General features: G+C 35.4%; 13 protein-coding genes. 1 reads left to right on the top strand and 12 read right to left on the bottom strand.

Annotation, left to right across the window (positions count from 1 at the left end; genetic code table 11):
- Positions 1 to 7 precede the first annotated feature (7 nt).
- The gene (locus tag H8R22_RS02865) at positions 8 to 859 is read left to right on the top strand and encodes a polysaccharide deacetylase family protein (protein WP_187009033.1); all 852 of its coding nucleotides are present in this window, start codon (positions 8 to 10) and stop codon (positions 857 to 859) included.
- Between the two features lie 170 nt (positions 860 to 1,029).
- Here the strand turns inward: H8R22_RS02865 and H8R22_RS02860 are convergent, their stop codons facing one another.
- The 12 genes from H8R22_RS02860 to atpE form a co-directional block, all read right to left on the bottom strand.
- On the bottom strand, positions 1,030 to 2,316 hold the full coding sequence (locus H8R22_RS02860; RefSeq protein ID WP_187009034.1) for a murein hydrolase activator EnvC family protein: 1,287 nt from the start codon (positions 2,314 to 2,316) through the stop codon (positions 1,030 to 1,032).
- Between the two features lie 22 nt (positions 2,317 to 2,338).
- Positions 2,339 to 3,139, bottom strand: coding sequence for a DUF4292 domain-containing protein (locus H8R22_RS02855; RefSeq protein ID WP_187009035.1), 801 nt, complete (start codon positions 3,137 to 3,139; stop codon positions 2,339 to 2,341).
- 9 nt (positions 3,140 to 3,148) lie between these two features.
- Positions 3,149 to 4,489 (bottom strand): tetratricopeptide repeat protein, encoded by a 1,341-nt coding sequence (locus H8R22_RS02850; protein WP_187009036.1) that lies wholly within the window; start codon positions 4,487 to 4,489, stop codon positions 3,149 to 3,151.
- Positions 4,490 to 4,541: 52 nt separating this feature from the next.
- Positions 4,542 to 5,558 carry a sugar phosphate nucleotidyltransferase gene (locus H8R22_RS02845; RefSeq protein ID WP_187009037.1) on the bottom strand — a complete coding sequence of 339 codons (1,017 nt, stop codon included), beginning with the start codon at positions 5,556 to 5,558 and terminating at the stop codon, positions 4,542 to 4,544.
- A gap of 175 nt (positions 5,559 to 5,733) precedes the next feature.
- A complete protein-coding gene (gene dut, locus H8R22_RS02840) occupies positions 5,734 to 6,168 on the bottom strand; it encodes a dUTP diphosphatase (RefSeq protein WP_187009038.1) in 435 nt (144 codons plus the stop codon).
- Between the two features lie 140 nt (positions 6,169 to 6,308).
- Positions 6,309 to 7,766: a lipopolysaccharide biosynthesis protein gene (locus H8R22_RS02835; RefSeq protein WP_187009039.1), complete on the bottom strand. Its 1,458-nt coding sequence runs from the start codon at positions 7,764 to 7,766 to the stop codon at positions 6,309 to 6,311.
- A gap of 113 nt (positions 7,767 to 7,879) precedes the next feature.
- A complete protein-coding gene (locus H8R22_RS02830) occupies positions 7,880 to 8,317 on the bottom strand; it encodes a GNAT family N-acetyltransferase (RefSeq protein ID WP_225875978.1) in 438 nt (145 codons plus the stop codon).
- A gap of 94 nt (positions 8,318 to 8,411) precedes the next feature.
- Positions 8,412 to 9,272 (bottom strand): ATP synthase F1 subunit gamma, encoded by an 861-nt coding sequence (gene atpG, locus H8R22_RS02825; protein ID WP_187009040.1) that lies wholly within the window; start codon positions 9,270 to 9,272, stop codon positions 8,412 to 8,414.
- 80 nt (positions 9,273 to 9,352) lie between these two features.
- Positions 9,353 to 10,930, bottom strand: coding sequence for a F0F1 ATP synthase subunit alpha (gene atpA / locus H8R22_RS02820; RefSeq protein ID WP_187009041.1), 1,578 nt, complete (start codon positions 10,928 to 10,930; stop codon positions 9,353 to 9,355).
- Positions 10,931 to 10,966: 36 nt separating this feature from the next.
- Positions 10,967 to 11,500 (bottom strand): ATP synthase F1 subunit delta, encoded by a 534-nt coding sequence (gene atpH, locus H8R22_RS02815; RefSeq protein WP_187009042.1) that lies wholly within the window; start codon positions 11,498 to 11,500, stop codon positions 10,967 to 10,969.
- A 6-nt stretch (positions 11,501 to 11,506) separates the two neighbouring features.
- Positions 11,507 to 12,007, bottom strand: a complete 501-nt coding sequence (locus H8R22_RS02810) for a F0F1 ATP synthase subunit B (RefSeq protein ID WP_187009043.1) — start codon at positions 12,005 to 12,007, stop codon at positions 11,507 to 11,509.
- 119 nt (positions 12,008 to 12,126) lie between these two features.
- Complete coding sequence (atpE, locus tag H8R22_RS02805; RefSeq protein ID WP_170111537.1) at positions 12,127 to 12,318, bottom strand: ATP synthase F0 subunit C; 192 nt, start codon at positions 12,316 to 12,318, stop codon at positions 12,127 to 12,129.
- Positions 12,319 to 12,362 lie beyond the last annotated feature (44 nt).

Raw genomic sequence — 12,362 nt, 5'->3', positions numbered from 1 at the left:
GTGCCATATGAAAAATAAAATAGTTACCTCCTTAGTAGTCTTTTTTCTAATCACAGCTTGTCAGCAAAAAAAGAATGCTCCCACACCAGTTGTTGAACAAATTACAGCACCACAACCTAGTACTAAAACCGCTGATGCCCCTAAGGTAATGGCTGATGCAGCCACAATACTCAACCGAAAAGAAGTGCCTATTTTATGTTACCACAATATCAAATATTTTACAGATCAAGCGGGTGAAATGACCAAAATCTATACGGTAAAACCATTGAATTTTGCAGCACAAATGAAAGCAATTCATGACGCTGGTTATCACAGTATTCTACCCCAGCAATTGTATAATTATTTAGCTTACGGAGATAAACTACCCGCAAAACCCATTATGATTACCTTTGATGATACAAGAGGAGAACAGTATAGCATTGGCGCAACTGAAATGGAAAAATATAATTTTAAAGGAGTATTCTTCGTGATGACCGTTGCTATCAATCGACCCAATTATCTATCCGCTGACGATATAAAAAAACTAGCTGAGGCGGGTCATGAAGTAGCCGCTCATACATGGGACCACCATATGGTGACTAAATATACAGCTGATGATTGGGAACTTCAACTCGTAAAACCTAAGGCAAAACTAGAAAAAATCATTGGTAAACCGGTAACCTCGTTTGCTTACCCTTTTGGCCTCTGGAACACTACCGCCATACCACAAATTGAAAAAAGCGGTTACAAAATGGCCTATATTTTATCTACCAAGAGAGATACGGTCGCGCCGCTTTATACGATACGACGCATGATTGTTTCCGGAAATTGGAAAACAGAGCAAGTGCTAAAAGGAATAGAAGCTACTTTTAATAAATAATACACTCTCTTAAAAAAAATAATAGAATAGGATATCCTTACTTCTACCTTTGGAAAACCGTTTAGTAGGCAAAATCCCTACTACAAAATTCAATAAGTACTGCAACATACCAAAAAAAAAGAGCGAATCAAATTATTGATTCGCTCTTTTTATGACATTATTTTACGCCGCTATTTGTTAGCTAACCACGGTTGTGGATTAGTGTAAACGGTGTTTTGAGAGAGTAAAAATTTAATGACCGTTTTACCCGTATCTCCATTGGTTCTCACTCTTCCGATAGTTTGCTTACCGCTCACTTTTTCTCCTTGGTTAACTGATACTGAACTTAAGTTTTGGTAAACCGTAAAGAAATCTCCATGTTGTATTACTACTGCCTTATTGATAGGTGATAACACGATGACACTCGTTACTTCACCACTAAAAACGGCTCTTGCACTAGCGCCTTCGTTAGTAGTAATTTCTACTCCACTGTTGTGAATCACTAAGGTGTTGTAAATGGGATGTGCTTGATTTCCGTACCCTAGAGAGATAAATCCTTTTTCTACAGGCCAAGGCAAGCTCCCTCTATTGGCTCTAAAATTATCAGCAATTATTTTTGACTCCGGTGTTAGTTCTATTCTAGAGGACGATACTGGTGTTTTGGCTGCTTTGGCTGCAACTTCCTTAGGAGTATCAGTAGATTTAGAGGCTAGAGCTTGCGCTTTTGCTCTTTCCAACGCCGCTTTTCTATTGGCTTCGGCAATTGCTTCTCTAATTAAACGATCAATTTGTTTATCGATAGATTTGGATTCTCTTTGTTTTTTTCGAATGTCAGATACAATTTTGTTCTTGTCTTTTTTAATCGAATTCACCAATTGTTCCTGTACTTGTTTCTCTTTTTCTAAGGCAACACGTTCCTTTTGATTCTCAACAAGTAATTTTTTCTTAGCTACTTTTTGAACGTTTAATTTTGCGTTAAAATCAACCAGTTCTACTGATTTACTTTTAATTTCTTCTCCTTGGTTTTTTCTAAAGCTGGTGTACTGCTTCAAATACTGCGCTCGCTTGTAGGCTTGCAAGAAGTTTTCAGAGGATAAAATGAACATCGCTCTACTTTGCTCTGAACGACTTTTATAGGACTTCACAATCATCTTTGCATAGTCTTCTTTTAGAACATCTAATTCTTTGTTCAGTTTATTAATCTTCATTTGATTAATATACATATCATTAGCAAGCAACTTCATTTGCTTTTCAGTAGTATTTATCAAGGTTTCCTTTAAACGGATCTTGTTTTTTTGAATCAAAAAAACATTCATAGCTGACTTCTCCTTAGACTTAACGTTAAGGAGCATTTTTTCGTTTTCTCTAATCTCTTTTTGTATTTCAGCTTTACGTTGTTCTAACTTTTCTTGTTGCGACTGGCTCCATGAAAGGGAAGTCAAGCAAATAAATAGTAGGCTTAGGAGAAATTTTGGCATCTTAAAAAATATTTTTGCAAATTTACTTAATTATAATTCGATTATAACCATTTGGCACACTATAAGGAAAAGAAAGTTCTTCATTAAAGGTGATGGTGTTGTACTCTAAATTAATTTCAGACTTTCCTTTAGGCTGAAATGTTTTAATGTTCACATTAGTAGGCATAATGGCTTCTGTAAATACTTTGTTCTCTGCATAGGCTACTTGAATCATTCTAGACTCAGCAGTTTGGGTGATCTCTTGTTTGTTTACGGTGAAATCAGCTCCGTTAATGTAAAATGTTTTCTTGGTGTTATCCACCATCGCATCATCTAAACGGTACAATTGCTCAACAAGAGTTTCTGTATATTTCCCTTTTTTTAAATCATCGAGTGCTTCCCCAACTAGTAAATTCTGAATTTTGCTGTAATCTAAGTCGGTTCCCAACCATTGACTCAATGCACTAAAATCTCCTTCAAAATAAGTACCTTTTATTTTTTCGTAGTAACTAACAGAGGTCGGTGTAATCGAAGCTTTTGCCATCGTGATCCCTAGAAAACGGACACTTACTAAAATTTGTTCGTCCTTTTTTATCTTGATCTCGGCAGTTACATTTTGAGATTGCTTGTCATCAGCATATTTCGCATTAGCTCTAATGTATAAAGTAGAAAAGGTGCTTTTATTGTTGTAATGATTGCCTATAATTTTACTCGCTTTCATATAGTCAACCGGCTCAGTAGCCACAGATGCAACTGCATTAGCCTTCGCTTTACATGACACTAATGAAGCGGAGCTAATACCCGCAATACAAACCATCACTATTGTTCTTGAAAATAGATTCATTTTATTTTTTTATTTTAATAATTGATTGGCTTTAGAAAAATAGAATTCTTTTTTCTTGGTATCGCCTAGTCCATTATAGGATTCTCCTAACTGAATATTAAAATTAGCCTCTAATGGTATATCCTCTACTACATAATCCATGCCTATTTCTAAAACGTCTTTTGCTTTCTTAAATTGTTTGAGTTGGTTGTATCCCAAACCAGCATAAAAATAGAATTGTGGTTGCGCTGGAAAAAGTTCTAAAAGTTCATTTGCTTTTTTGACCATTACCTCAAAACGTGCCGTTTCGGTATAGGCTTGAAGCAAAATTAAATTGGTTTCAATATCGACCGTACTACTTTTTTCGTTCGCTATTTCGTAAAAATTAATGGCTTCGATCCAGTTTTTCTTGTTTTGGTGGTACTTCCCAATCTCCTTTGCGATATTTACAGAAGGATCAGAGTCAAAATAGCGTACTGCCTTTTCAACCTCTGGCATGTACTGCTGATTAGCATACGCATAAATCAAGAACTCATTTAAAATCCTATGCTTGATTTTATTATCGATTTTGTTACTTTTTAAAACGATATTCATAGCAGCAACGGCTTTCGGTCCATCGTTTTTTTCCAAATAGTATTTAAACAAACTTACTTGTGCCCACTCTGAAGTAGGAATCGCTTTCTCTAATTTTTGTGCTGTTTCCAAGACTTTATTAATATCATCACTTTTTGAATAATAATAAATCAGTGAAATATAATTGGATTCCTCTTGAGGGTATTTACTAATTTGCTGGAGAAGATTAGCAATCTCTGTATTTTGATATTTGCCTTGTGATAGGATTTGTAGTTTATAGGATTCTCTGCGATCTGATTTGCCTACTGTTTCATTAAGTTCGTTAATAAGTTCAAGGGCCGCATCAAATTGTCCGGTATTCATATAAAGAGATGTTAAGTCTTCCTTGAACTTAGGATCAAAGGTGATGAGTTTGTCAATGGTTTTTATAGCTCCTTGGTAATCCTTTGTAGCATAATTTACATCGTACATCCCTATCCAAAACCACTTGTTTGTAGGGTCAATTTGGCTTGCTTTATCAAAGGAGGCGAAGGCGTTTCGATAGTCTTTTTGAGCCAAATAATTTTTGCCTAATTCAAAAAAAACTACCGCATTTTGCGGCTCCAACTTTAAGCATTGCTGTAAAGAAACAATCGCTTTATCGTAGTTTTCGATTCCTTTTTGGGTTAATGATTCATAAAAATAATCCTGAAATTTATCGGCATTGGTTTTCGTCTCCGCCGGCTCCACTTGAGACCACAGCAAAGCAGAATTGCTTAGTAAGGCAAATAGTAAAACAACAATCGATTTTTTTTTCATTCTATTGTTACAAATATATTGTGGAAAAGTATCTTTAAAAGTATAAATCCAATTACTCTAGTACAGAATAATCACCAATATTTACACTAGTGAATTGACCATCAAACCGAGCGTGATTCCCAATCATGGCATTGTCTAAAGTTGCATTTTTTATAAAAGAATTTGTTTGTATCAAACTGTTTTTTATCGAAGCATTTTCTACACGACATCCTTTTCCTAACGAAACATTAGGTCCAACTGTTGCATTAATTAAAACTACATTTTCACCAATATAACACGGCGGAATAATAGTCGAGTTTTCTAGTTGTACCGATTTAGACACTAATGGAACGCCATCTTGATGTAAAAAGCCAAGCATTCTACTATTGGTCTCAACAGTTACCTCTTTGTTACCGCAGTCCATCCATTCGTCGACGCTACCGGTTTTAAAGACTTTACCATTCGCCATCATCGCTTTGATACCATCATTAATTTGGTATTCACCCCCATTTTGAATATTGTTGTCCAATACTTTTTGCAACTCTATTTTTAAATCTCCCACTTCCTTAAAGTAGTAAATCCCAATAACGGCTAAGTCACTAACAAAAGTGGTTGGTTTTTCGACTAATTCTACAATGTCATTTGTTGCGTTTAATTTTACCACACCAAATGCTTCTGGTTGGTCTACTTGTTTTACCCAGATTACGGCATCGGCTTGTGGATCTAATTCGAAATCAGCTCTAATCAAGGTGTCTGCATACGCAATAACCGCTGGACCTGATAAAGAATCTTGTGCACACATGATCGCATGACCGGTTCCTAATGGTTGGTCTTGTCTATAAATGGATGCTTTTGCACCCAAGCTTTTGGCTAAAGTCTCTAAATCTGCCACTACTTGCTCTCCAAAAAAAGCTTCGTCACCTAAAACAAAAGCAACTTCGGTTACTGGTTCTTTTAGTATTTTGGCAATATCCTCTACTAAACGGTGTACAATCGATTTACCCGCAATAGGGATTAATGGTTTAGGTATTGTTAAGGTATGTGGGCGAAGGCGAGAACCACGTCCGGCCATTGGTACTATTATTTTCATTGTATTTATCATTGCGAGGAACGAACTAATCTCATTCCGTGTTGTTAGATTATTCTATTTTTATATTAGGCCACAGATTAAACGGATTTAACCGATTGCTATAGCTTTCCATATTACATTTATTTGCTTTCCACAAAGGAATACTGTCAACTAATTACTAATCGCTATTCACTACTTACTTAACCCCCGTACTCCCAAATCCGCCTTCACCTCTAGCAGTTTGTGATAATTCTTGTACTTCTATCCACTCAGCACGATCGTGCTTAGCAATGATTAGTTGTGCAATACGTTCTCCGTTTTGAATTTCAAATACTTGATTGGATAAATTTACTAAAATCACACCAATTTCTCCACGATAATCCGCATCAACTGTTCCAGGGGAATTAAGCACTGTGATTCCATTTTTGAAAGCCAGGCCACTGCGCGGTCGTACTTGCGCTTCATATCCTATAGGTAATTCTATAAAAAGACCTGTTTTGATTATGGTTCTTTCTAGGGGTTGTAAGCTGATGCTCTCCGTAAGATTAGCTCTTAAATCCATACCTGCTGATGCTATGCTTTCATAGTGTGGCAAGGCATGTTGCGATTTATTGATGATGTTTACTTTCATAATATTGGTTTGTTTTAAAGCACAATTTGTGAATGGCGCTTCTGTTTTTTTAGCCCTGATAGTAGCGGCATCCTTTTTATCCTGATTTTTATCAGGATAAAAAGATACAGCGGATAGCAGGAAATGGCTTCAAATAATTACTATTTTTTTATAATTTTCATGAGGGTTTCTTTTTCGTTATGGTATATGAAATACAGAAAAACGATTAATAGACTAACGCCTACAAAATAATTTTCTCGGAATCCGTAAAAGGACACTGCGGAAAAAATCACTGATAAGGATAGGTAGCCTCCAATTTTTTTCATTTCGTACGGAATAGGATAGTATTTATTCCCCAAATAATACGAAATGAACATCATGCTTCCGTATGCTGCTAAGGTCGCGATCGCTGATCCATAATAACTCATACTTGGTATTAGCAAAAAATTTAAAACCAAGGTAACTACTGCTCCTACAATAGAAATATAAGCGCCAATATAGGTTTTATCAATTAGTTTGTACCAAACTGATAAGTTGGTATATATACCTAAGAAGAAGTTAGCCAATATAATCAAGGGAACTACTTTCATAGCGACCCAATAGGAATCGTTAGGTATCATAAGCATCTTAAACAAATCAGCAAAGACAATAACCGATAATAATATAAAGGAACCAAAAATTACAAAATACTTGGTTATCATGGCATAGGTTTGTGGCGCATTTTTATCAGAAGCATGGCTAAAAAAGAAGGGCTCGATTCCCAATGTGTACGCTTGTCTATACAAAACCATAAACAAGCCTAGTTTGTAACAAGCAGAATAAACTCCCACCTCTGCTTCGGCTACGTTAGCAGGCAACAAGCGACCTAATAAGATTTTATCAAACTGTTCGTTAATGGCAAAGGCGATACCGGCAATCATAATGGGTAAACCGTAACGCATCATGCTCTTCCACAAGGCAAAATTGAATTTCCACTTTAGAACCAAATAGTTATTAGACAAAGCCAGAAAAGTAAGGAAACTGGCGATGATATTAGCCATAAAAATATAGCCTATTTGATAATCCGGAACATAATTTGTTCCTAAAAAACTATCGGGATAATGCGTCGCAATTTTGGGTAAATAAATTAAAAAAAAGATATTTAGCAATAAAAAAACAACCACATTACCGATTTTTATCAATGCGTATTTGATGGGCCTTTGTGCAGCGCGCAATTTTGAAAAAGGAATAATTACCAAGGCATCAAATACCAAAATCCAAATAGCATACGTTATATATTGAACATCGATTCGCAGATAGTGAGATAGTTGATCTCTAAATAAAAGAGCGATGAATAGAAAACTAACGGTGGTCCAAAATAGTGATACAGAACTGGTTTCAACCACACTACTTTTATCGGTTTCCTTGTTGTAGAATCTAAAAAAGGCTGTTTCCATTCCGTAGGCCAGCACTACATTAAAAAATATCATCCAAGCAAAAATGATAGATACTTTTCCGTATTCGACTTCTGGAAGCAAATCAGTGTAAAGTGGAACTAATATAAAACTAAACATCCTAGGCAAAACCGTAGCTAGTCCGTAAATGGCTGTTTGTTTAAAAAGGCTTTTGTATAATCCCAAAATAAGAGGTGTGATTTATATTAAAAACAAAAATAACTAATTCTTTTGTTTATTAGTAAGTAACTACAATTGATTAAAATAAATTGTATACGCTGAGCACATAAAATGGAACATTACGATAAACCATCTTCATTTAATATTTTCAAAAAGTGAAATCCTTTAGGCACAAAACCCTGATTGTAATAGAAGCGATGCGCGGTATAATTACCTGTATAAGCGTCTAAAACAGTCATAGTACATCCTAATTCAATAGCTTTAGCATCAATATAATCAGTTAACATTTTCCCTAAACCTTTGGAGCGATGATTAGGATCGACGATGAAATTATCAATTTCAATATACTTTCCGCACCATAGCTTTACTCCTGTCCAAAACCCAGTTAGCGCCACACAAACACCCTCGTCATAAATTGCTAATTGTTTGTAATTATGAGGCACCATTTCTTCAAGATAAGATTGGTATTTTTCGATAGTGAAAGTAGGGTACAAATGCTTTAAGATTTCAATTTCGGCAAGCATTTCGTTAATTGTGGTCAATTCTTTTAGTAACAAGAGTTCCAATATTAAATTAATAAACAGGCATAAAATTAATCAAAAAAAAAGAGTCCCGCATTGCGAGACTCTAAATATATTATAAAAATTATTCTTATCCATTCAAAGCTTCCGCTCCACCAACGATCTCTAAGATTTCGTTTGTAATTGCAGCTTGACGTGCTTTGTTGTAGGTTAACTTTAATTGATTTCTCAACTCCGTTGCGTTATCCGTTGCTTTGTGCATCGCAGTCATACGTGCTCCATGCTCAGAGGCAAACGAATCACGAATTCCTTTGTACAATTGTGTTTTCAATGATTTAGGAATCAAAGTCAAGACAATCTCTTCTTTAGATGGTTCGAAAATATAATCTCCTGCGGTAACTGGAACGTCTGACTTAATAGGCGCTAAAGGTAAAAACTGCTCTGTTTGAACAATTTGAGTAGCGGCATTTTTAAATTGATTGTAAATCAATTCGATTTTGTCGTATTCACCATTAACAAATTTCTCCGTCAAGGTATCAGCAATAGCAGCTACATTATCGAAAGTTAAGTTGTCAAAAACACCACTTTGGTTTTCGATAACTACGCTAGTCTTTGTTAGAATATCGTTTCCTTTTTTTCCAATAGCGAAAATATCCACTTGCTTACCAGCATAAAAAGAAACACGATTTTTAGCCTCCTTAATTACATTACTATTAAAAGCACCACACAGTCCTCTGTTAGAAGTGATGGCAACTACCAATACTTTTTTTACTTCACGTTGTGTAGTAAATTCTCCTCCAGCATCACCTTCAAGTGTAGCAGAAAGATTTTGTAATAATTCAGTTAACTTTTCGGCATAAGGGCGCATTGCTGTAATTGCATCTTGTGCTTTCTTAAGCTTTGCAGCAGAAACCATTTTCATTGCCGATGTAATTTGCATCGTTGATGAAACGGAAGTAATTCTATTACGGATTTCCTTTAAATTTGCCATGTTTGTTGTATTAAGATTTAAGTATTAAGTATTAAGTATCGTGATAATCTTGATACTTAATACTCCTTACTTAGTACTTTTTAGTTATATTTTGCTGAAACTTCTTTTGCTACAGTTTGAATTACATCTGTAATTTCATCTGTTAACTTACCTGCTTTTAAAGCATCTAATGTTGGTCTGTGTTTCGCGTTCAAAAATTCTAAGAAATCTTTCTCGAACTCTTTTACTTTGTTCACAGGAACATTTTTCAATAAGTTTTTAGAACCCGCGTAGATAATAGCTACTTGGTCTTCAACAGTATAAGGATCATTTAAACCTTGTTTCAAGATCTCAACGTTTCTTTTTCCTTTTTCAATTACATTTAACGTAACGGCATCAAGATCAGAACCAAATTTTGCAAACGCTTCCAATTCACGGAATTGTGCTTGGTCTAATTTTAAAGTACCTGATACTTTTTTCATAGATTTAATTTGAGCATTACCTCCAACACGAGATACCGAGATACCTACGTTAATTGCTGGACGAACCCCAGAGTTAAACAAATCTCCATCCAAGAAAATTTGACCATCAGTAATCGAGATTACGTTTGTTGGGATATATGCAGAAACGTCACCTGCTTGTGTTTCGATAATTGGTAAAGCTGTTAATGAACCACCACCTTTAACAATTCCTTTAAGAGAATCTGGTAAATCATTCATGTTTCTTGCAATTCCATCATCAGCAATCACCTTACAAGCACGCTCTAATAAACGAGAGTGTAAGTAGAAAACGTCTCCAGGATATGCCTCACGTCCCGGTGGTCTTCTTAATAAAAGAGAAACCTCACGGTAAGCAACAGCTTGCTTAGATAAATCATCATAAACAATTAAAGCTGGACGACCTGAATCTCTAAAATACTCACCAATTGCAGCACCTGCGAAAGGAGCATACACTTGCATAGGAGCTGGATCAGAAGCATTAGCAGCAACAATAATGGTATAAGCCATTGCTCCTTTTTCTTCTAACATTTTAGCAATTCCTGCTACAGTAGACGCTTTTTGTCCAATTGCAACATATATACAGTAAACAGGTTTCCCTGCATCGTAAAATTCTTTTTGATTTAAGATAGTATCGATACAAACCGTTGATTTACCTGTTTGACGGTCACCAATAACTAGCTCACGTTGTCCTCTACCAACTGGGATCATAGCATCAACTGCTTTTACTCCTGTTTGTAATGGCTCAGTAACTGGTTGACGGAAGATAACTCCAGGAGCTTTTCTTTCTAACGGCATTTCGTATAAGTCACCTCCAATTGGTCCTTTTCCGTCGATAGGAAAACCAAGTGTGTTTACTACACGTCCTACCATTTGTTCTCCTGCTTTAAGAGAAGCGATACGTTGTGTTCTTTTTGCAGTAGATCCTTCTTTGATTCCTGTTGATGGTCCTAAAAGTACCACACCAACATTGTCTTCTTCAAGGTTCAAAACAATAGCCTCAAGACCATTTTCGAATTCTACTAACTCTCCGTATTGTACATTAGATAACCCGTAGATACGAGCAATACCATCTCCAACTTGAAGTACTGTTCCTACTTCCTCTAGCGTAGCACCAGATTCAAAACCTTCTACTTGCTTTCTTAATATTGCTGAAATTTCAGCTGGTTTAATTTCTGCCATCTTAATTTATAATTTAGACACTAATGTGTGATAAAACTAATTACTTAACTCTTTTTTTAATACTTGTAATCTGTTAGCAACAGAAGCATTGTACTGCTTGTCACCTATTCTTAAGATAAAACCTCCAATGATTGAAGGATCTATATGCTTTTCAATTGTGATTTTCTTATCTGACAATTTTGCAATCGAAGCTAAAACTTGCGCTTCAAGTGCAGCATCCATTGGAAATGCAGTAGTTACTTTGGCTACTTCAATACCATTGCTTTCATCAAATAATTTTACATACTCTGTTGCAATTGCTTCTAGGATTTCAAAACGCTTGTTTTCAAATAATAAATGAAACAAACCTTTAGTAACTCCATTAACGCTTGCAAAAATTTCAACAAGTGCTTTTTCCTTCACTTCAACTCTAGTAGTTGGGTTTTGGATAAAAGTATTTAATTCCTCGTTTGAACTAATTGTTAAAGCAATTGATTTCATGTCTGTATCAACAGCTTCAGCAACTCCTTTTGAGTTTGCTAAGTCTAGAATTGCTTTTGCATAACGAATTGCCGCTCTTGTACCTGCCATAATTGCTTAGTTTAACTTTACGTCGCCTAACAATTTCTCTACTAATTTAGTTTGAGACTCTTTGTTAGATAATTCTTCTTTCAATAATTTCTCTGCAATACTTAAAGATAAAGTAGCAACTTGCGCTTTTAATTCAGCTACAGCACCATTTTTTTCACTCTCGATAGCTGCTTTCGCTTGCTCGATCATTTTTGCTCCTTGTACTTGTGCTTCGTTTTTTGCGTCAGCAACCATTTTTTCTTTCATTTCACGAGCTTCCTTAAGCATAGTGTCACGCTCTAATCTAGCTTCTTGCAAAATACGTTGGTTGTCTGCTTGAAGGTCTAACATTTCTTTCTTTGCATTTTCAGCAGAAAGTAATGCGTTTTTGATTCCATCTTCTCTTTCGTTTACCGCATCAAGAATTGGTTTCCAAGCAAATTTTTTCAATAATAAAACTAATCCAACAAATATTAAAATCTGCCAAAAAAACAAACCAAACTCAAACTGATTTATTAACTTTTCCATTATATATGATTATAAATTTTATGTTCTAATTTTAATTGCATTCCTGCAATCGTAATGTTTAAATTTTAAAAACAATAGTTACAACCAACCGTTGCAACTATTGTTTTTTTTGTCTTTAATTAAGAAGCGAATAACGCTGCGAAACCAATACCTTCAATAAGTGCAGCTGCAATAAGCATAGCTGTTTGGATCTTTCCTGAAGCTTCTGGTTGACGAGCAATAGCGTCCATTGCTGAACTACCAATTTTACCAATACCTAATCCTGCTCCGATAACGATTAACCCTGCTCCAATGATTTGTGGAATTTCCATGATATATATATTAAAAATTAAACATACAATTTAAGCCTAAAAGT

It is taken from the genome of Flavobacterium kayseriense (assembly GCF_014305095.1).
Classification (GTDB): domain Bacteria; phylum Bacteroidota; class Bacteroidia; order Flavobacteriales; family Flavobacteriaceae; genus Flavobacterium; species Flavobacterium kayseriense.
Note: the sequence above shows the minus strand (reverse complement) of the source record. Positions and strands in the feature narration are given on the sequence as shown.